The sequence below is a fragment of the Xenorhabdus budapestensis genome, from assembly GCF_017743015.1.
Classification (GTDB): Bacteria; Pseudomonadota; Gammaproteobacteria; order Enterobacterales; family Enterobacteriaceae; genus Xenorhabdus; species Xenorhabdus budapestensis.
Window position 1 is genome coordinate 3702413 of sequence record NZ_CP072455.1, and the last position, 21951, is coordinate 3724363.

The 21951-nt window shown below is 39.0% G+C and carries 15 protein-coding genes and 2 pseudogenes; 9 read left to right on the plus strand and 8 right to left on the minus strand.

From position 1 onward, the window contains the following. Nucleotides 1-200 precede the first annotated feature (200 nt). Nucleotides 201-1541, plus strand: a complete 1341-nt coding sequence (locus HGO23_RS16310; protein WP_209027262.1) for an MATE family efflux transporter — start codon at nucleotides 201-203, stop codon at nucleotides 1539-1541. A 90-nt stretch (nucleotides 1542-1631) separates the two neighbouring features. Here the strand turns inward: HGO23_RS16310 and HGO23_RS16315 are convergent, their stop codons facing one another. The 3 genes from HGO23_RS16315 to HGO23_RS16325 are packed head-to-tail and all read right to left on the minus strand — an operon-like array spanning nucleotide 1632 to nucleotide 3366. Then, nucleotides 1632-2300 (minus strand): DUF799 domain-containing protein, encoded by a 669-nt coding sequence (locus HGO23_RS16315; protein ID WP_099135894.1) that lies wholly within the window; start codon nucleotides 2298-2300, stop codon nucleotides 1632-1634. Beyond that, nucleotides 2300-2656, minus strand: a complete 357-nt coding sequence (locus tag HGO23_RS16320; RefSeq protein ID WP_099135861.1) for a DUF4810 domain-containing protein — start codon at nucleotides 2654-2656, stop codon at nucleotides 2300-2302. The genes HGO23_RS16315 and HGO23_RS16320 overlap by 1 nt, the downstream gene beginning before the upstream one ends. Before the next feature lie 38 nt (nucleotides 2657-2694). Then, complete coding sequence (locus tag HGO23_RS16325; protein WP_099135862.1) at nucleotides 2695-3366, minus strand: CsgG/HfaB family protein; 672 nt, start codon at nucleotides 3364-3366, stop codon at nucleotides 2695-2697. Between the two features lie 1114 nt (nucleotides 3367-4480). On the opposite strand from HGO23_RS16325, the gene HGO23_RS16330 reads away from it, so the two are divergent. Together HGO23_RS16330 and HGO23_RS16335 are read left to right on the plus strand one after the other, a co-directional pair. Beyond that, a complete protein-coding gene (locus tag HGO23_RS16330; RefSeq protein WP_099135863.1) occupies nucleotides 4481-5806 on the plus strand; it encodes an SLC5/6 family protein in 1326 nt (441 codons plus the stop codon). A gap of 872 nt (nucleotides 5807-6678) precedes the next feature. Further along, the gene (locus tag HGO23_RS16335) at nucleotides 6679-7242 is read left to right on the plus strand and encodes a tyrosine-type DNA invertase (RefSeq protein ID WP_099135864.1); all 564 of its coding nucleotides are present in this window, start codon (nucleotides 6679-6681) and stop codon (nucleotides 7240-7242) included. 455 nt (nucleotides 7243-7697) lie between these two features. On the opposite strand, the gene yjiA is transcribed toward HGO23_RS16335, so the two are convergent. Further along, nucleotides 7698-8651: a GTPase gene (gene yjiA, locus HGO23_RS16340; protein WP_099135865.1), complete on the minus strand. Its 954-nt coding sequence runs from the start codon at nucleotides 8649-8651 to the stop codon at nucleotides 7698-7700. Nucleotides 8652-9205: 554 nt separating this feature from the next. Between yjiA and HGO23_RS16345 the strand changes: the two genes are divergently transcribed. Further along, complete coding sequence (locus HGO23_RS16345) at nucleotides 9206-10963, plus strand: flavin monoamine oxidase family protein (RefSeq protein ID WP_209027263.1); 1758 nt, start codon at nucleotides 9206-9208, stop codon at nucleotides 10961-10963. 206 nt (nucleotides 10964-11169) lie between these two features. Next, nucleotides 11170-12471 carry an FAD-dependent oxidoreductase gene (locus HGO23_RS16350; RefSeq protein ID WP_209027264.1) on the plus strand — a complete coding sequence of 434 codons (1302 nt, stop codon included), beginning with the start codon at nucleotides 11170-11172 and terminating at the stop codon, nucleotides 12469-12471. 118 nt (nucleotides 12472-12589) lie between these two features. Here the strand turns inward: HGO23_RS16350 and HGO23_RS16355 are convergent, their stop codons facing one another. The 3 genes from HGO23_RS16355 to map all read right to left on the minus strand — a co-directional run bounded on the left by HGO23_RS16355 (nucleotide 12590) and on the right by map (nucleotide 16260). Further along, nucleotides 12590-12793 carry a YbdD/YjiX family protein gene (locus HGO23_RS16355; protein WP_099135867.1) on the minus strand — a complete coding sequence of 68 codons (204 nt, stop codon included), beginning with the start codon at nucleotides 12791-12793 and terminating at the stop codon, nucleotides 12590-12592. 158 nt (nucleotides 12794-12951) lie between these two features. Next, entirely contained in the window at nucleotides 12952-15105 is a 2154-nt protein-coding gene (locus HGO23_RS16360) for a carbon starvation CstA family protein (protein ID WP_209027265.1), read from the minus strand. Between the two features lie 327 nt (nucleotides 15106-15432). After that, nucleotides 15433-16260: a type I methionyl aminopeptidase gene (map, locus tag HGO23_RS16365; RefSeq protein ID WP_209027266.1), complete on the minus strand. Its 828-nt coding sequence runs from the start codon at nucleotides 16258-16260 to the stop codon at nucleotides 15433-15435. 189 nt (nucleotides 16261-16449) lie between these two features. Between map and HGO23_RS16370 the strand changes: the two genes are divergently transcribed. After that, entirely contained in the window at nucleotides 16450-17055 is a 606-nt protein-coding gene (locus tag HGO23_RS16370; protein WP_099135870.1) for a plasmid pRiA4b ORF-3 family protein, read from the plus strand. A gap of 228 nt (nucleotides 17056-17283) precedes the next feature. On the opposite strand, the gene HGO23_RS16375 is transcribed toward HGO23_RS16370, so the two are convergent. Next, the gene (locus HGO23_RS16375) at nucleotides 17284-18273 is read right to left on the minus strand and encodes a Fic family protein (RefSeq protein WP_209027267.1); all 990 of its coding nucleotides are present in this window, start codon (nucleotides 18271-18273) and stop codon (nucleotides 17284-17286) included. Nucleotides 18274-18375: 102 nt separating this feature from the next. Here HGO23_RS16375 and HGO23_RS20130 point away from each other — a divergent pair. The 3 genes and pseudogenes from HGO23_RS20130 to miaE all read left to right on the plus strand — a co-directional run. Beyond that, nucleotides 18376-18462: pseudogene (locus tag HGO23_RS20130) on the plus strand (GFA family protein); the annotation flags it as partial. A 358-nt stretch (nucleotides 18463-18820) separates the two neighbouring features. Next, nucleotides 18821-21340 (plus strand): DNA mismatch repair protein MutS, encoded by a 2520-nt coding sequence (mutS, locus tag HGO23_RS16380; RefSeq protein WP_209028810.1) that lies wholly within the window; start codon nucleotides 18821-18823, stop codon nucleotides 21338-21340. A gap of 33 nt (nucleotides 21341-21373) precedes the next feature. Continuing rightward, nucleotides 21374-21909, plus strand: a pseudogene (gene miaE / locus HGO23_RS16385) (tRNA isopentenyl-2-thiomethyl-A-37 hydroxylase MiaE). Nucleotides 21910-21951 lie beyond the last annotated feature (42 nt).

A 21951-nucleotide genomic window follows, 5' to 3' on the forward strand; every position in this document is an offset into this window, starting at 1 on the left:
TTTGTTGCCAATCCCCCTCTTGGCAGTCTTAAGGAAAAACAGGAAATCAGTGAATATTTATAATAAAAGTTTTTACTTCATCCTATCGGGGAATAACGCATTTTGTCTACCAATCAACCAGTAAACCAAGTAAAATCATAGATACTTTCTGGGTATTTCACACCACAAAAGACCATTCAATTTAATTAATAGGTTTTATAATGCATCAATCTGATGTTACAGATCGTTCGCTTTTTTCACTGAGCTGGCCGATTTTCATCGATATTTTTCTTCATATGGCGACGTTGCTAATCAATACATATATGGTCAGCCATATTTCTTCGGCTTACTTAGCTGCTATGGGGGTTGGTAATCATGTTTTTGATCTGTTCATTACAATCTTTAATTTCATTAGTGTTGGTTGCAGCGTTGTAATTGCCCAATATCTCGGCTCAGGAAAAAGAGATAAAGCCAGTCAGGCGATCCATATTTCCATCGCCTTTAATTTTGTGTTGGGTTTTAGTTGTGCCTTGGTGACGATTTTCTTCGGCTATAAAATCTTGCGCATCATGAATCTGCCAGAAAACCTGATGGAGGATGGATTTGCTTATCTGCATATTTTAGGTATCTGCCTGATACCGGAAGCAATTTCAATTATTTTGGCTGCTTGTCTGCGGGTTTATGGTAAGTCAAAATCTGCCATGTATGTCACCCTGATTGCCAATCTGCTGACGATTGTCGGTAATATGATTGTCCTGTACGGGTTCTTTGGTCTACCTAAATATGGACTGGAAGGCGTGGCATGGTCTACGGTATTTGGTCGTACGGTTGCTGTTATTCTCCTCTGCGGATTGTTATTTTATGGTTTAAGAATCAAGCTGTCCCCGAAATTACTGATATGCTGGTCAAAGAATATGCTTGGCAAAATCCTGCATATCGGTTTACCGGCTGCCGGTGAAAACCTGGTGTGGATATTACAATATATGACCGCACAGGCTTTTATCGGTTTGATGGGTGAAACTTCTCTGGCTGCACAGACTCTGTATTTTCAATTATCGCTGTTCATCATGCTGTTTGGTATCTCCACCAGTATCGGTAATGAAATTATGGTCGGCCATCTTGTCGGAGCAAAACGCTTTGAAGATGCCTATATCCGTGGGATAAACAGTCTGAAAATCGGCGTTGTTGTCACAGTTGGTGTCGTATTATTTTTCTGGATTTTCCGGAAACCGCTCCTTGGCCTGATGACAGAAGACCAAAAGATCATTGAGCTTCTGCTGCCTTTATTCCTGCTGTCTGTATTTCTGGAGCCGGGGCGTACTTTTAATATCGTCATGGTCAATGCCCTGCGTGCTTCCGGTGATGCCAGATTCCCGTTTTGTACTGCTCTGCTCTTCATGTGGGGTATTTCTATCCCTGTTGGCTATTTTCTGGGAATTACCATGGAGATGGGGATCCTGGGGATCTGGATTGGCTTTTTCTGCGATGAATGGATACGAGGGCTGGTAAACGCCTGGCGCTGGAAATCTAAGAAATGGCAAACCAAACGATTAGATGTTTAATCGTGTTTAACTGCAAAACTATAGTTGTAAAAGTTAGTTGTAAAAATGACAGTAAAAAATGCCGCAGTTATTGTCTGCGGCATTTTAAAATTATTCTAGTTTTTCTTTACGATAATGTTCTGAACGCGGCCCATACAGCAGGTGGCCATATTGATATCCTCCTGCACTCAACAGACGATTGCTGGTAATGCCTGCAATATCGTGGCCTTTATCCATCACAGTGTTCGCAATTTGCTCAATAGCCGCAGACACTAACATACCAATAATTCCACCACCGCCATTGTTACGATTTTCTGCGGTAGAAGCTGTCGCTACACCACTCCACACTTGTTTACCAGTCCGCAGATCAACCAGGCGAGCTTTCGCTGTCACGCGGGTATCACTGCTAATGAGCTGATATTGTGTACCGTATTCAGTGACATCCAGATAAAGCGCTGCATCCGCACCAAAAATATCATGTAGCTTTTTATAGCTGATATTGTGGATATCCTGCGCATCTACTGCACCATTCTGCCGGAATATCTCTTCGACAACCGCGACAGGAAAAACATAATATCCTGATTCCGCCAACGGATAAGTGACTTGAGAAACCACACTGCCAGCCGCCTTCACATCCACGGATTTATTCACAGCAGGCAGAACCAGTATCGATTTAGGGTCACTTTCCTTCAATGCACTATAATCGTAAGGTGTCTGCTTGGCACATCCTGTCAATACCAGCAATAATAAAGCGCCGACTGCGCCCCAAAAACGGTTCATCATTTCACTCCCTTATCTTTATTCAGCAGAAAATCCATATACTGTGCGGATTCAGGAAATAATTTCTTTTCTATTTCAAACTGCTGAAAGGCTTCTTCAATATTGCCTATTTTACTATAGAGCAACCCCATTTGAGCGTGCAGCCCGGGAGGAACGGGTTTGTCTTTGGCTCTGGCTTGTTCAATGACTTTTTGCAATGCCTGGATCTGCTCTTGTGGCCCGGTCTTATCCTGTTGGTAATATTGGTAAACTGTTGGCTGATATTCACCCCATTCATAAATGTTTTTAGGTGCCTGCACACATCCGGCCAATAATAATATACCCAGCAGCATTCCCGTCTTTTTCATCAAAAACATTAAAAAGTTTTCCCTATGTATTATTAGTTATTAGAATATTAGTTCGTTGGTTTCCATTCACCACTTTCAATGCCAGACACAAGGTCATTAACAGCTTCACGGATCGCTAAATCCAACACCTTGCCATTCAGAGTAGAGTCATAACCAGATGCACCACCGAAGCCAATAATTTCGCGGCTGGATAATTTATATTCCCCTGCTCCCGCTGAAGAGAAAACAACTTCAGACGTTTCAACATTCACAACGTTCAGCATCACTTTTGCATAGGCAATCTGTGATTTTCCCCGTCCCAAAATGCCCCATAACTGATGGTCACCTACTTCCTTGCGGCCGAATTCAGTAACAGCACCAGTGATAACATAATTAGCTCCCTTCAGCTTCTGTGCTTTGCCTTGTAACCCGGCCTCTGTTTTCAATTCAGCCATGTTAGTACGCTCCAGCACATTAAAACGACCAGTTTGCTGTAAATGAGTCACCAGAATAGTTTTTGATTGGTTACCCAAACGATCGATACCATCAGAGAAAATGCCATTTTGATAGCTTGAGCGGTTTTCAAATTTACCTACCGCAATAGGGCTACGAATTCCTTTGTAGGTGGTGTTATATGAAGAAACTTTTTGCACCTGAAGAGTCGATGACGACTCCGTCGCACACCCGCTCAACATGAGTGAAGCGAAGCAAAGTGAAGCTAAAGTGAGTTTAATTTTCATTATTATGTCTTCCTGAGAGTTTTTAGTTAAATGCCTGCCAGATAAGCTATACCCTTCATATTACCTTATGGGTTTCTGCCTGGAATAGACCGGATTTATACAGGCGATAAGACTAAGATGAAGCAGTCAAATAATAAGTTTTATTATAGGAAAAGTCTATGAAATAAAACACGGCTTTATCAGCCGTGTTCAATCCCTATAGTGAAACATAGATTAAGATATTAAAATTCGACCTATACAAAATATCTCTATAACAATATCATATAATTCGAAACATTATATTAAATTGGCAACCTGAAAATTTAAATAATAAGATAAGTTATAATTTAAATGACAACACAGAAAACACCATACCACCACTTCCAGCCCATACAAAGTTTATCCCGTTCTGCCAAACCTTTTTCAAGGACATCTTATACCAAAAGGAATTGAGGCAGTAATAATACTCTCTGCCTTCCTGCCAAACTGATGCAATTTACCGTCAACATTAGCTATCTTTCCAAAACCATCCCACATATTGGGTGAATCCACGCGCAATTAATTTAATCTGTAATTATTAAAATATAAAATAAAAAAGATATAATTAAATAACTCTTTATATACAAATTTATTAAATCCAAGCAAAAGATAAAGATGAATAAATACACTATATGACCATCCAGATGACCATTAAGATGGATTGCTTTTTATCCATTACTGACAGTAATACAAGAAAAAAACTAGATTAATATTCTAAATTATATCATAATGCAGACAATAAAAAGGATTTAATACTGACAGGGTGTTTTGAGCAAGTATGAATGTGGTGAATCACATCGCTTTCCTCTCCAATTGTTTCAATTTTCAATATTACGAACAATCACAACGCCCTGGCATAAAGAGAGAATAACAAATATCAATTTTTCCTTTATGTAAAAATGATTCTTTAAAAAGTCATATTAAATGGAGTCTTTAGGAAAATTTTTCCTCATAGAATTCTTTAATATCAACACACGACAATTCATTTTTTGAACAAATTTTCTGAACAAATCGTTCTTCGGTGTTTATGTGATACGTTTTTCTCTGTGCTTATTCGACACCTATTACAGCACCAAAAATGTAAGCGAGAGCTATTATGAAAACAGCAACAAAAAGTAATGATGTCATGTCCCACGCTTCTTTGGCTGCCAAACGAGCTAATATGACGGAAGCAGAATGGAAACAAGCCACAAAATTTGGTGGCATAGACATGGGATGGGTCATCATGAGTATCGGCATGGCAATCGGTGCTGGTATTGTTTTCCTTCCGGTACAGGTTGGTTTGATGGGATTGTGGGTCTTCCTGCTCTCTTCAGTTATTGGCTATCCTGCCATGTATCTTTTTCAACGCCTATTCATCAATACACTTGCTGAATCATCTGAATGTAAAGATTATCCCAGCGTGATCAGCGGCTATCTCGGTAAAAATTGGGGCGTTTTTTTAGGTGTGCTCTACTTTATTATGCTGGTGATCTGGCTGTTTGTTTACTCCACTGCGATTACCAACGATAGCGCCTCATATCTGCAAACCTTTGGTATTACCGGCAAATTGTTATCCGAAAACCCTTTTTATGGATTAACCTTAATCTGTATTCTGGTGATGCTCTCTTCCCGCAGTGAACGATTATTATTTAAACTATCCAGTCTGATGGTACTGATAAAATTATTTGTTGTTGCCGCATTGGGGCTTTCCATGATCGGCATGTGGCATCTGTACAATATCGGTGCATTACCTCCTTTCTCCATGCTGATAAAAAAGGCCATTATCACTCTCCCTTTTACACTCACATCCATTCTGTTTATCCAGACACTAAGTCCGATGGTCATTTCTTATCGCAATCATGAAAAAAATCGTGAAGTTGCCCGTTATAAGGCACTACGGGCTATGAATATCGCCTTTAGTATCCTGTTTTGTACGGTGTTTTTCTATGCTGTTTCTTTCACGCTGGCGATGGGACATGATGAAGCGGTCAAAGCTTATGAACAGAATATTTCCGCACTAGCGATTGCCGCACAATTTTTCCCCGGTGGCTGGGTCATTTTAGTCAGTATTACACTCAATGTCTTCGCTGTCATGACTGCCTTCTTCGGTGTCTACCTCGGTTTTCGAGAAGCCAGTCAGGGAATAGCCATGAATATTCTCAGCCGCTTAATGCCAACAGCAAAAATCAATGAAAAATGGGTGCAAAAAGGCATCATAGTATTTGCTATTTTATTAGCATGGGGAGCGATTATTCTGAATGCACCAGTTTTAAGTTTCACATCTATCTGTAGTCCGATATTTGGTATCGTCGGCTGCCTTATTCCTGCTTATCTGGTTTACAAGGTCCCCAGCCTCTATCACTACAAAAGAGTATCACTAATCTTGATCATCTTCACAGGGATCTTGCTATGTATCTCTCCTTTTCTGGCCTTTTCCTGATGTGATAAAAATCAGCTGCGGAACGGCTTATCATTAAGGTTTACTTATGCTAAAGACCTTTCTATTGTGGAAGGTCTGTACATCATCAAAGTCCCACAATAAACACATAACGCAATCAATAATTATCGCAATGATGAAATCTTTTTTAATTAACCATAATTAATATTTATTCAATAAATCTTCACAGCTCAAATAAAAATAGGAAAGTATTACTATTTAATTAGCAATAAAATAGCATTATTTCAAATAATAACATAACATTACAATTTACTTATTCATGTTAATTCGGTTGTTTTAAATACCATCACACCTTCATTATTTACATCAAATAAGAATATTAAACACAAATAAAATAAATAATAAAAATAAAATATCGTATAAACAAAAAATTTAAAATTTACATCCGAATAATAATGAGCACAACTCTTTAAGTAGATATTTTGCATACAAAAAAGTACACATTTCACTCTAATTAGATAAATCATTTACTTTTTCCAGTAAATGCAGTAAAAAGACGAAATCATTACACCATAAAAGGACAATATAAGAATAAAAAACTAAAAATAAAATTCAGCCAGATGTTTAGTAGTTAAATTTAATCAATCAGTATTCCTTGTGGAATTCTTTCTATGATTAGCCCATTCTATTCACGAGGGTTACATAACAAATATTTACACTATTTAAATAAATATTTTCATTAAAACAACGATGAACAGAAGCAGCAAATTTTTTTATTTCCTGTTTTCTAATTATATTAACCTGGTATTTATCCAATTATGTTCAAAAGCTCTGATAGTTTGTTGTATCCGATTAGTTTAAATAGCCCCGTTATTTACAACTAATCTATCTGATGTAATAGGAATGATAATTTCATGAAGCAACGCAAATTTTTAACCCGATATGAAATAGATGCAATTTTGGCAGAAACAAAACAAGGACGTCATGCTGAACGAGATTATTGCATGCTATTGATGTGTTTTATTCATGGTTTTAGGGTCAGTGAGCTGTGTAATTTATGTTTATCCGATCTCGATTTAAATTCAGCAATTATTCATATAAGACGTTTAAAAGGTGGTCTATCAACAACACATCCTTTGATCCCTGAAGAAATTGAAGCGCTTAAAAAATGGTTGGATGTACGCCAAAAATGGCGGGAAGCTGATTCACCATGGGTATTTCTTTCCCAAAAATCAGGGGCTGTTTCACGACAACAAGTTTATGGGTTACTGAAACGTTATGGAAAAAAGGCCGCGGTCAGCGTTTCTCCGCATCCCCATATGTTAAGACACGCCTGCGGCTATGCACTTGCAGACCTCGGTCGTGATACTCGTTTAATTCAAGATTATCTGGGGCATCGCAACATTTCACATACAGTGATTTACACGGCCAGTAATGTAAAACGCTTTTCCAAAATTTGGGAGACACACTCTAAGTAAATTTTTATTTATTTTTCTTGTTTTCACTAACATAACCTGTTATTGCAACAATCTCCACTGCCCTTCTCGTGGAGATTGCAAGTAAACAGAATAGACAATTTCGTTGTAACGTAAATATGATTTTTAACGTATGATAAATTCTATTTATATTTGTTGTTTTATGTTTGTTAAATTATTACTTTATTTTTTATAAAAACTTAAATTTCAGCGTTCATATATATAACATAAATTTGTATTTAAATATGAGTAGCAAATTTATGCCAATACCCAATAGAGTTCAAATCAAATTGAGGTGGCACTTCCGGGTACATTGCAGAGCATATCACTGGAATGAATGAGTTAAGCCAACAAAGAGGTAACTTAAAAAATGAAGGGAGATTCCCTTCATTTTTTAAGTTAAATGAAAAACCCGTATCTCAATTTGGCTATCCAGTTAAACATAAAACAGGTATCAACTATAATTGCGCAAATTTTTCCCTGATTTTCTGCTCTGGTAGATCTATTCCAATAAAAACCAATACACTATGCCGCTGTTCATCATTGCGCCACTCGCGATCCCAATCTGCACTATATAGACGTTGGACTCCCTGAAACAGCAATCTACGTGGCTCATCTTGAATGGCAAGGATACCTTTATAACGCAATAAACTGTCAGCAAAACTCAGTAACAACTCTTCCATCAGATTTGAAATTTTATTAAATTCAACAGGATGAGTCAGATTGACAACAACAGATTGGATACTGTTTTGCTGTTCAGGCACGAAGCGAAAAGTCGGTACTGAAACAGTCAGTTTATCATTCAACATGAAACCTTCCAGCTCGAACAACAAACTTAAGTCAGCCTCGCCATGTACCACTTTATGAATTGGTGCTCTGGCATTAATTCTCTGTAACCGTTCAGTCAGTGCATCATTTTCTGAGGCAACATCCGTTTTTGTTAATAAAATTTTATCGGCATATCCAACCTGTGCCTGCGCAATGGAAAAACGATCCAGTTGTTGCTCTGCATGTACTGCATCCACCAATGTAATAATGCCATCCAGTAAAAAACGCTGGCACAAAATTTCGTGGGAAAAAAATGTTTGAGTAATTGGGCCAGGATCAGCCATCCCTGTACACTCGATAACCAGCCGATCAAAAATGAACTGACCTTTATCAATGCCGTCCAATAAATCCAGTAAAGCATCTTCCAGCTCATTTGAGCGACTGCAACAAATACAACCATTGCTTAACGTCTTAATCTGAGTTGCCCTATCTCCAATCAATTCATTATCAATAGGTACTTCACCAAATTCATTTTCAATTACAGCAATTTTATAGCCATGTTCAGTATTAAGAATATGCTGCAATAATGTTGTCTTACCTGATCCTAAAAAGCCCGTTAGGATCGTGACAGATATAGGTTTCATTTTCGTTTCCTGCTTCATTATAATAATCTTTCTCCTATTCATCTGAAATCGTTTAAGAAAAGAACTAAATTTCTGAGGTATGATCAAAATTTTTCAGAGAAAACAAAACATTGGAGAATCTTAGATGAGTATACTTTAGAAGAATTTGGCAACAACGTCGATAACTTTTTACAACCTTATTGTTTATATCTTAAAATTTATAGTATGTAACTTTATTATTCTGAATTACTTTTTATAAAAAAATAAAAATATTATTGTCTAAACAAATATTCCTAACCACAATTAAATAAAGAAACAATCACATACAATCTAAATAATCAGATTAATCCAGTTACTTTAGCATTTATAAAAAATATATTATGCTCACGAGTATAGAATAATTATATCCGTTACCTTTCAAGTTACAGTTTTTTTATGTTCTTGTTCATAGCAGGAGGTAATCTAAGATACACTCTCCATTATTAAAAAAATCTGAAAAATTATTAAATCTCACAGGTGGTATTAAAAAATGATTCAGGGGAAATACTATTTATCTTAATTAAGAGAGATATCCTATGAAAAAAGACAAAAGAATTGAAATGAGTCAAATTCCTCATAGTGTTGATACTCAAGACGAATTATCAATTGATATAGCAATTATCGGTGCTGGTGTATCTGGCTTATATGCAGGATATCGCCTGTTAAACGGCCAATATTCAGCCAATTCTCATCCCCCGTCTACCGCTCATATATTTGATTTAAATGATCTTGTGGGAGGAAGATTACTCTCGGTTAACTTACCTGGTATGGATATCATCAGTGAATTAGGTGGCATGCGTTACCTCTCTTCACAAAAAATTACAGCATCTCTAATTGAAGATGTTTTTAAATTAAATTACGAACCATTTCCAAGGAATGATACACCAAATAATTTTTTCTATTTACGAGGGCAACGTTTCAGAGCTGATGCATGGTCTAAAATGCAAAATAAGGATAAGATTTTAAAAACTCGTTACTTCCTGGACGATAATAGTAAAGGTCATAGTGCCTCTCAATTATTTAATAAAGTTATATATGACGTTTTAATTGCAGATCCCTGGTTCAGAGAAAATTATGGTGATCTTATTGAAAAAACAAATAAATATGACTTTAAATTTAAAATAAGCCTGCGCCAATGGGATGTTATTAAAAAGAATATAACTTATCTCAAAAAAGGAAGCCCGTATCACGGAATGAAAGTCAAAGACATTGGATTTTGGAATTTAATTAAAGATCAGGTCGGACAAGAAGGTTACAATTTTTTAGCTGATGCCGGAGGATATTATTCAAATACGATTAATTGGAATGCTGCTGAATCCATGTCTTACATGGTAGGAGACTTTACACAAGCTGATACAGAATATCGAACCATTAAAAATGGATATGATCAATTAGCTTATGCTTTAGCAAAAGATTATACAAACCAAAATGGTGCTAAACTTTGGCTAAAGAATACCTTAATCACTTTTAAACGCAATAATAAAGGAAGCCGTCGTTATTCATTAAAATTTAGGAATGAAAATAGTCAAACTTATTGGACAGTAAACGCTGATACTATTATCCTGGCAATGCCAAAACGTTCTCTTAATCTCTTAGATCAACAAAATTTCTTCTTTGATAAACATTTATCCAAAGAATTACATAAAAATATTGACGCGGTTATTTCTGAACCAGCACTAAAATTATTAATGGGATTCGAATATCCTTGGTGGACTAAACAGTTTAAAACCAAATCAGGAGTATCAATCACTGATTTATCTATCCGACAATGTTACTATTTTGGTACGGATCAAAAAAATTCTCATTCATTATTTTTATCCAGCTATAACGATATGAGGACAGTCACATTCTGGAAAGCGCTAATGCGAATAAAAGATAAAAAATTTATCTATGAACCTCGTGAAACCACTATAGTTTCAGAAGAGAAAATTAAAGAGTTTCCCCTGCCCGGTGATCCCGTTCCTAAACATTTAGTCGAAGAAGCAATGCTTCAAGTTAAAGAATTACATGGTATAGATATTCCACCACCTTATATCGCAAGGATCAAAGATTGGTCTCAAGATCCATACGGAGGCGGATATCATGCCTGGCAAGTCGGTGTATCAGTAGAAGAAGTCATGCCTTTTATGAGGCACCCAATAAAAAATGAATCTATACATATTATAGGAGAAGCATACTCAGGAGATCAGGGTTGGACTGAAGGAGCATTTTGTGTAGCCGAGCGGCTACTACAAGAAATTTTTTATCTGAATTGGCCGGAATGGTTAGATAAAGAATATTATTTAGGAAGATAATTAATTTATATAATTAATATATTTTCAAATGAAAGAGATATTCCTATCAATATAAAGTAGTCCGTCATCATTCATAATTAATGATGTACTTATTCATAGAAAATCGCATTATGGATGATAGTGTTTGTTTTTAGTGTGCAATCTGTGTCTGGTTTTATGATTGGTAAGAGTAAAAATTTAACAATGAATAAAATTGGAGAATATAGATGAGTCGATATGATTTTACGAAATCAGCAGCACTATTAACAGCAGCAATAAATGTTTCTGCTTTAGGCAAAGATGAACAAGAAGCCACAGTAAATAAAAGCGGATACATTAATAATAAAAAATATGACATTTGTGTTATAGGAGGAGGAATTATTGGGCTGTGTACAGCTTATTATGCAGCTAAGGCCAAGAAAAATATTTTGCTCATAGAGAGAAATACGTTAGGCACACAAGATTCAAGCTCAGCAGGACATGTCAGAATGTGGAGAACGGTTTATGATGATCTTGAACATGCCACATTATCCTTTAGTGCTGGGAAACTTTATCATGAGTTAGAAAAAGAACTAGATTCTAAATTCATGTATATGAACGGATTACTCAATTTTGGTGTGTCAACCGGTGATACGCCGCAGGGCACTCTGTTCGGGCCAATAAAGGTCTTAAAGAAACTTAATAAAAGGTATGAAATACTAACAAAAAAAGAATTAGAAACAAAATATCCATTCAAAAATCTACCGGAAGATTATATGGGTTTATATAGCCCGGATAATGCTACTATAGATGTCAAACATATTATAAGGAAACTGGGGCAGTATTTAAAAGAATCAGATAATGTTACCGTCCTTGAATATACTGAAGTGAATAAGATCTCCAGCCGCCATGATGGTGTCACTATTATGACAGTTAATGGTAACTATAAAGCTGATAAAATAGTCATTACCTCTAATGCTTTTACTAATAAAATATTACCTCAATCACTGGGAATAAAAATAAATTATATCATTTGGGATATGTGTTTCTCATACTACAAATTAACAGGAGAAGTTCCGGAAAGAAACTATCCAATGTTCTTCCAATTTGAGAATCCTAAAAATGGTTACAGTAATCTTTTCTATGGTTTTCCCAGTTATGAATTTGCACGCAAAGATTTTATTCGTCTTGCCGTAGATTGGGCTTCACATAAATTTTATGATGTGGATGACAGAAGTTTTGCACCGAAGGAATTAGATATTGATATAACCAGAGATTTTGTCATTAATTATATGAGAGGAGTTGATACCACACCTATTGATATGGCAAGAGCATTACATGCTGATCTACCTGATAATACAGCAGTATTAGATTTTATACCTAAGCAATATGATCAATACCAAAATATTGTCTTATCATTAGGTGGTTGGACATTTAAATTTGCGCCATTATTTGGAAAAGCATGTGCCGATCTTGCATTGACTGGAAAAGCTGGGTTCGACAACCATGCATTCAGAATAAACAGGAAAAACATTATTCAACCGATTTAAAAGCTAGATTCATTTATCTTAAAACCGTAGGTTACAGTATTCGAAGAATATGATTAAGCCGGCAAAACAATTTCGCTGGCTTTTTTCATCGTGTCAAATCGCGCTTCCATTTAGTAGGCTAGCAACAGCGCATACCACCTTTACCATCACCGCCATAACGTGCATTCTGACGTTCACGGAAAAATTCTTCATAAGTCATATGAGACTGATCAGGATGATTATCCTTCATATGCTGTACATAAGTGTCATAGTCAGGAACCCCCACCAGCATACGGGCAGCTTGCCCTAAATATTTTCCGGCTCGCCCAAGATTACCAAACATAATGTTCTCCAATCGCTGTTCCCAAAAGCTATTTCTTTCAAAAACTATTCCTTAACCCCACACCTTAAAGAAAGGCCCCACATAATACAAAGGCGATTATGTGGGGATAGCTATTACCAATGCAGTTTTATGTATCTGCTATCGGTTTGAGTATTCCATCAGTGCGTAGAAGAAACTTTTACCCCACCTTCTGGAACAGGGACATAAGGTGTTTCTTTATCTGTACGTTCCGGATTTTTATTCGCTTTTATCGCGGCCTTAATACCATAAATAATGATGCTATAGACCACAACAAGGAACAAAATACTTAAACCCGCGTTGGTATAGTTGTTCACAACAATGTGATTCATGTTACTAATCTGCTGCGCGGTCAATTCTGCTCCGCCTTCTGCAATACGCTGTTTATACTCTTTTACCAGGAAGAAAAAACCTTCCAGTTTGGGGTTGTCGCTGAATAATTTCAATCCCAACGCCCAGGTAGTACAAATCAGCAACCAGATCGCAGGCACAACAGTGACCCAAATGTATTTAGTACGTTTCATTTTGATCAGCACAACAGTACCCAGTACCAGTGCAACAGCTGCCAGCATTTGGTTCGAGATCCCAAACAGCGGCCACAGACTCTTGACACCACCCAATGGATCAACGACACCCTGATACAACAGATAGCCCCACATACCTACACAACCCGCTGTACCGATCATCCCCGCAATCAGAGAATCCGTTTTTTTCAGGAACGGTACAAAATTCCCTAATAAATCCTGTAGTATAAAACGGCCAGAGCGTGTACCCGCATCCAAAGCTGTCAGAATGAATAACGCTTCAAACAGAATACCAAAGTGATACCAGAAGCCCATATCTGCAACCGGGACAATCTGATGGAATACATGGGCAATACCCACTGCCAGAGTTGGCGCTCCTCCGGCACGATTCAGGACAGAGGGTTCACCAATGTCTTTTGCTGTTTGCAGAATTTGATCTGGTGAAATAACAAAACCCCAGGAACTAACTACTGCTGCGGCTTGTGTGGTCACATCTTTCAACGCAGCCATAATCATTGGAGATTCCGCAGTTCCCAGATTGTGCAGATCAGGCATAGTGATGCCTAGCGCAGCCGGAGGCGTGTTCATGGCAAAATAAAGCCCTGGTTCGATAATAGATGCCGCAACCAGTGCCATAATGGCGACAAACGACTCCATCAACATCGCGCCATAGCCAATGAAGCGCGCATCTTTTTCGTTTGCCAGCAATTTAGGTGTTGTACCAGAAGAGATCAGTGCATGGAAACCAGAGACTGCACCACAAGCAATAGTGATAAACAAGAATGGGAATAATGTACCTTTCCAGACAGGCCCTGTACCATCAACAAATTGTGTAACGGCTGGCATTTTCAGATCAGGATTGAGGATCACAATCCCAATCGCCAAACCAACAATCACACCAATTTTCAGGAAAGTCGCCAGATAATCTCGTGGAGCCAGGATCAACCAAACTGGCAATAATGCAGAAACAAACGCATATCCAATCAGCGCATAAGTGATAGTAGTATCTTTAAAAGTTAAAGCAGGCCCCCAGTAAGGATCAACCGCTACAACACCACCAAACCAGATTGCAGCGATCAACATCAAGATACCAATAACCGAAACTTCTCCCACGCGACCCGGACGGATATATCGCATGTAGATCCCCATGAAAAGTGCAATCGGTACTGTGGAACAAACGGTAAATACTCCCCATGGACTTTCTGCCAATGCTTTCACCACAATTAGTGCCAGTACTGCCAGAATAATAATCATAATCAAGAAACAACCAAATAGAGCGATTGTGCCCGGAACCCGTCCCATCTCTTCTTTAACAATCTCTCCTAATGACGCTCCGTTACGACGAGAAGAGATAAACAACACCATAAAATCTTGTACTGCACCAGCAAGCACAACTCCGGCCAGCAACCACAATGTCCCCGGCAGATAACCGACTTGCGCCGCCAACACAGGCCCGACTAATGGCCCCGCCCCTGCAATAGCTGCAAAGTGGTGACCAAACAGAACATTTTTGTTGGTAGGAACATAATTAAGGCCATCATTATTAACAACAGCGGGTGTTGCCCGAGTTGCATCCAGCTTCATCACCTTTGTGGCGATGTAAAGGCTGTAATACCGATAGGCAACCAAATAAACTGCTACGGAAGCAACAATTATCCATAAAGCACTAACATGTTCTCCCCGACGCAGTGCAACAACCCCGAGGCAACATGCCCCAATTATCCCCAGTATTATCCAGGGGACATGTTTTAAAAATTTATTATTGTTCATAAAACACCCTTTTTAAGGTAAGACGAACAGCAAGTTACTCTTTTTACTTTCACTTCAAGAAACCAGTTATCTGAACACAGAGGAAAGAAACACTACTCGCCACACTGCACTATGATATGAAACTTCCTGCTGCGATATTAGAAGGATCTGGGTCAACGGCGGAATAACACATTAAGCGGTCAGAATCCTTCTATTAGTGGTTTCAGAGCAATTAAAACCTGCCTAATTTTGTGAATAAGCTCATTGTTCATAAACCTTAATCAATGGCATCGTCTTTCAAGCGATTAAAATCCCCATAATTTCAAGTAATTATAAAAAAATTGATATTTATTGGTTAATTATGTTGAGATCCATAGGGTATATACAACGCTCAAAAACTTCACGCTCTTCATCCCGTAGAGTCAAAACCTTAAAACCATCATGAGTAACCAAAATAGTATGTTCAAACTGAGCTGATAATCGACGATCTTTTGTTGTCACTGTCCAGCCATCCTTATGCAATTTGATCTCTTTTTTCCCCTGATTAATCATCGGTTCAATTGTGAAAGTCATACCTTCTTCCAATACAACCCCTTCACCAGCTCTACCATAGTGCAGAATCTGAGGCTCTTCATGCATATTGCTGCCTATCCCATGACCACAATATTCGCGTACAACGCTATAATTATTCGCCTCAGCGTGCTGCTGTATTGTCTGCCCGATATCTCCCAATGTGATCCCCGGCTTTACAATCTTGATTGCCTTATACAGACACTCCTGCGTCACGTCCACCAAGCGCTTGGCATGAGAAGCAACTTCACCGACACAAAACGTGACACTACTATCGCCATAGTAGCCATCTTTTTTAACCGTCACATCCACATTGACAATATCACTATTTTTCAGTTTCTTATCCGATGGCCAACCGTGGCAGACAACATGATTAACCGATGTATTGGCAGTATAGGGAAAGCCATATTGCCCTAAGCTACCGGGAATTGCTCCGAGAGTATTAACAATATAGTCATGACAAAATGCATCTATTTCCAAAGTCGTTATTCCCGGAATGATAATCGGCCGAACAGCTTCAAGCACCTGCCCGGTCAAACGCCCGGAGATCTCCATTCGTTTTATTTCTTCTGCATTTTTTATCAATATATTATTGCTATTTGTCATTTATTTTCTCTTATTTTTCAGCATGTAGGGCCCGCCCTTAATAATGTCCTTGCATCAGTGAATAACTCAAGTTATTTATTAAAATTTGTTCGCATTCTCATTATGTACACTTCATACTGTAATGTAGTTTTCCAACACTCAATATACTTCCCTATCAGTATCAGTTATTCAAGTAATTAAGGGCGAAAAATGGAAAAGTTTTATCAGTTAAAGATTACACTTACGGAAACAAAACCTGCTATATGGCGTCGTTTCATTATTCCATCCAATATTTCACTGGATAGATTACATGATGTAATTCAAATCGTTATGGGCTGGGAAGATAGCCATTTACATGAGTTTGTTTTTGGTTCTAAACGCTTTACTGAAATGCCGGAAGAGTCAGAAGAAGGTCTGGAAGAAGGGAAATTCAAACTTGATTCACTTATCAAGCGTAAAGGAAGCAAATTCATTTATCTTTATGACTTTGGCGATGCCTGGGAGCATGAAGTTTTATTAGAAAACAGTAACTATTCTCCCGAAGAATTACCTATGCCAATCTTCTGCCTTGAAGGTGAACAAGCCTGTCCACCCGAAGATTGTGGCGGAATCTATGGTTATGTAGATCTGATTAATATTCTTAAAGATCCTACTCATGATGAGTATCAGGAAATGTTTGAATGGGTTAATGGTGATACTGAAATTTCCCCGGATAATGCTTTTTCTCCTGAAAAATGTGTTCCTGAAGAAATAAACAATATACTGGCTTTATATTACCGCTGGTCGCGAGATCGTTACCTGCCACTGTTTGAATAAATAAGTGAGTCGTATCACTTAATTATTGGTTTCTGCTGTTTTATCTCAGTAATAAAATAGCAAAAGCCTTTTATTTATTGATGGATCTGCTATATTTTTTCTTACTATTGAAATGCAATCATTATATTAATGGAAGCAATAAAAGAAAGTATAATGACAACCACAAGAGCGCCCTCCTCTTCTCCGTGAAATTCTGAGATGTCATATATAATATCTATCACATGTCGCCTATTGCTTAACCTGCCAATATCCTGTTTTTTTTGCACCAACCCGAATTAAATGACCATTTTCCTGTAATACTTTTATGTTTCTTTCTACCGTGCGACAGCTTACTTCCAACTTGTCAGCCAATTGAGATATGGTTATCGCTGGCTGCTTAACAATAGTCAACAGGATTTTTTGCGAAGTCACATTCAGTAGCTGAAGATTTTCTACCGACATTGCGACACTCTGCTGTTTTGTATTAATACCTTCTTTCAGCACTTCGACCAATTTTTCCAGCATAAAATCAATAAATAACGTACAATCTCCAGCTCGATCACATTTTCTTAATACCTGATAATATTCCTGCTGCTGATGGTGAATTAATGTTTCCACTGGCAACCATGCTAATTCTGGACGCCACTCACTCAAAATCAATGTCTGCCATAATCGCCCCATACGTCCATTACCATCAGCAAATGGATGAATAAACTCAAACTCATAATGAAAAATAGCACCAGAGATCAATGGATGGATATCAGTTTGCTTTAACCACATAAGCAATTCACTAATCAAGCGCGATACCTGACTAGCGGGTGGAGCCATATGAATCAATTGATTTTCCCGATAAATGCCAACATTACTGCAACGCAATTTTTCCGGCCTATCCACTAATCCACCCATTAATAAATGGTGGGCTGCCAATAAGTCAGCTAATTGATAACTCTGCCATTCCGGCAATTTCTCATAGGCTAATATGGCATTGCGTACCTCCTGAATATCTTTTGCAGGGGCCAGTACACGTTTCCCATCCATAATAGCCGTCACTTGTTCAGTAGACAGGCTATTATACTCAATAGCTACTGAAGCCTGAATTGTACGGATCCGGTTTTCTTTACGTAACAAGGGTGAAGTATTTTTACTTTGTGATGACCAACACCCCAACAACTCACCTATCTGTATAACACAATTTAGTATGGTGGGAGTAATGCTATAAAGAGGTTGATAAGCCGCCACTTTTATTTCCTCTTAAATCTGCCAAGCTCTAAATGAGAGTAGTTCAATATATCACAACGTTATATAAGGAAGAGCTAGAATACATCAGAATATCGGGGTGGATGTTTATGTAGCAATATTAGATTTATTGCTACGGGGATTCCAGACAATCCTCATACCTGTTCATGTACTATGTGCCAAAAACAGTAGTAGCATAGTGGTATACATAACAAAATGATTTAAATCGAGCGGCTTCGCAATCCTGCTTAGTAGTCAGAAAATCTGATACATTCCCGATGACAATCCTGATACCCTAACCCTACAGCTCTTGCTCTTAATGTAAACAATCTAATCCACAGATGAATCACACAGATTATCAGTGATAAGATAGTGTTTTCGCCCAGCATGAGGTTCATTAGCGTTCTATCCTTAGCTGATTATATTTAGGTTTTGTCATTTCGATGGGTTGACTGAGTGTCGATAGCCCAACCGAGTCAACAGGAATAAAAAATTGAATCAAATCAATATAAAAGAATCTCCAGCAAAGGATATAGATAGCCATACCCCTATGATGCAGCAGTATCTGCGACTGAAAGCGCAACACCCGGACATTCTGCTACTTTACCGCATGGGTGACTTTTATGAATTGTTCTATGACGATGCCAAAAAGGCGGCAAAGTTACTGGATATTTCACTGACTAAACGTGGACAATCCGCAGGCCAGCCAATTCCAATGGCAGGGGTTCCTTATCATGCAATCGAAAACTATCTGGCAAAACTGGTTCAACTTGGTGAATCTGCGGCAATATGTGAGCAGGTTGGTGATCCTGCCAGCAGTAAAGGCCCTGTTGAACGTAAGGTTGTACGTATCGTAACTCCGGGTACTGTCACTGATGAAGCATTGTTGCAAGAACGCCAGGACAATCTTCTGGCGGCTATCTGGCATGACAGTCAGGGATTCGGTTATGCTACTTTGGATATCACTTCCGGTCGTTTCCGGGTTTCTGAAATGGCTGATGAGGATACCATCGCTGCTGAACTCCAGCGTACCCGCCCGGCAGAATTGCTCTATCCTGAAACCTTCGGTCATATGGCATTAATTGAGCGCTGCCACGGTCTGCGCCGCCGCCCAATGTGGGAATTTGAACTGGATACCGCAAGACAACAATTAAATTTGCAATTTGGTACTCGTGACCTGATAGGTTTTGGTGTGGAAAAAACCACGCTGGCGCTGCGAGCTGCGGGTTGTCTGCTGCAATATGTCAAAGATACTCAGCGTACTGCTCTACCTCATATCTGTAATATCACGATGGAACGTCAGCAAGAAACGGTCATCATGGATGCTGCAACCCGCCGTAATCTCGAATTGACCCAAAATCTGTCGGGAGGTACTGAAAATACGCTGGCTTCTGTGCTCGACCAGTGTGTGACACCAATGGGCAGCCGCATGCTGAAACGTTGGCTGCATACTCCGATCCGTGACAGGAACATACTGGAAAATCGCCAGCAGGCTATTTCTGCACTCCAAGAGATCGGCTTTGAGCTACAACCATTTTTACGTCAGGTTGGTGACTTAGAACGTGTAATTGCCCGCCTTGCGCTTCGTTCCGCTCGTCCCCGTGATCTGGCAAGAATGCGTCACGCGTTCCAGCAATTACCTGATATTCATCAGATTATGGCCTCCTCTGATTCGCCTTATATCCAAATATTGCAACAACGCATCGGTCATTTTGATGAGTTACAGACACTGTTGGAAAAGGCGATTGTCGAAACACCCCCGGTTCTGGTCCGTGATGGTGGTGTGATTGCAATCGGCTATAATGCTGAGTTAGACGAATGGCGGGCATTGGCAGATGGCGCCAGTGATTATCTTGACAGACTGGAAATCCGCGAACGTGAAAAGCTTGGTATTGATACCCTGAAAGTCGGCTTCAATGCTGTGCATGGTTACTATATTCAGGTCAGCCGTGGACAAAGCCATCTCGTACCGATTCATTATGTACGCCGCCAAACCCTGAAAAACGCAGAACGTTACATTATTCCTGAACTAAAAGAATACGAAGATAAAGTTCTGACTTCCAAAGGTAAAGCACTCGCTATCGAAAAAGCGCTGTATGAAGAACTGTTCGATTTATTGCTCCCTCATCTGGCTGCGTTGCAAACCAGTGCGGAAGCTCTTTCAGAATTAGATGTTCTGGCAAACCTGACTGAACGCGCTGAAACATTGAACTATACCTGCCCGACCCTGACTGATAAAGCCGGGATACAAATCACGGGCGGTCGTCATCCGGTTGTTGAGCAGGTGCTCAGTGAGCCTTTTATTGCAAACCCATTAACGCTTTCATCGCAACGTCGCCTGTTAATCATCACAGGGCCGAATATGGGGGGTAAAAGTACTTATATGCGTCAGACAGCCTTAATTACGTTATTGGCGTATATCGGCAGTTTTGTTCCTGCTGAAAAAGCCGTAATTGGGCCTGTAGACCGTATTTTCACTCGGGTAGGGGCTTCCGATGATCTGGCTTCAGGGCGTTCAACTTTCATGGTGGAAATGACCGAAACCGCCAATATCCTGCATAACGCAACAGAGCATAGTCTGGTTCTGATGGATGAGATCGGGCGTGGTACATCAACTTACGATGGTCTTTCCCTCGCCTGGGCTTGCGCTGAAAATCTGGCTAACCGCATTAAAGCAATGACGCTGTTTGCTACTCACTATTTTGAATTAACGACACTACCCGAAAAGCTGGAAGGCGTGGTTAATATCCATCTGGATGCTGTTGAACATGGCGATACCATCGCTTTTATGCACAATGTTCAAGAGGGTGCAGCTAGCAAAAGCTACGGGTTAGCTGTTGCTTCACTGGCAGGAGTTCCCCGCGATGTTATCAAACGAGCACGCCAAAAATTAAAAGAACTGGAGTCGCTCTCCAACAACGCAACAGCAGGTCATGTCGATACACCGCAATTGGCGCTACTGACAGAAGAAACTTCTCCTGCGGTTGAAGCATTGGAAAATCTGAATCCGGATTCCCTGACTCCACGCCAAGCATTGGATTGGATTTATCGTTTGAAAGACATGGTGTAAAAATGACATGGTATAAAAATGACGGGTTTACAAATGAAATGTGATATCAGCCTGTTAGAGCCAATTTATCAATTTTTACAGTGTGAAACACCGGATCAATGGGTAGAAAAAGCACGACAACCGGAAAATCTTCCGGTTTTACTATGTGATCATCTTCTATGCGAATTAAAAGCAGCCCAAAGCGCCAATCGTTATGCCAAATCATTATTTCAGCATATCACGAACCATGAACCTTACACTTTGGTAGATAAGTTGATTATTGGGGCATATATTGAAGCACGCTCTTGCGAGCGTTTCGTGAAACTGGCTCCCCATCTGGATGAAGAGTTGGGTAAATTTTATATTTCCCTGCTGCGTTCAGAAGCGCGCCATTATCAGGATTATTTAACGCTGGCTCAATCTATCTCTAAAGAAGATTTACCGAAAGAGTGAAATATTTTGGTCAAATTGAAGCTGAACTTACTCAATCACCAGATCCCGATTTCAAATTCCATAGTGGAATGCCTATAAATAGTTACACTGATATAAATAGTGATTTCGTCAGAAATCATATTGTTCCAATAAATTAACCAAATAACAAATAAAAAGGTGAGCTAATAAGTCCACCTTTT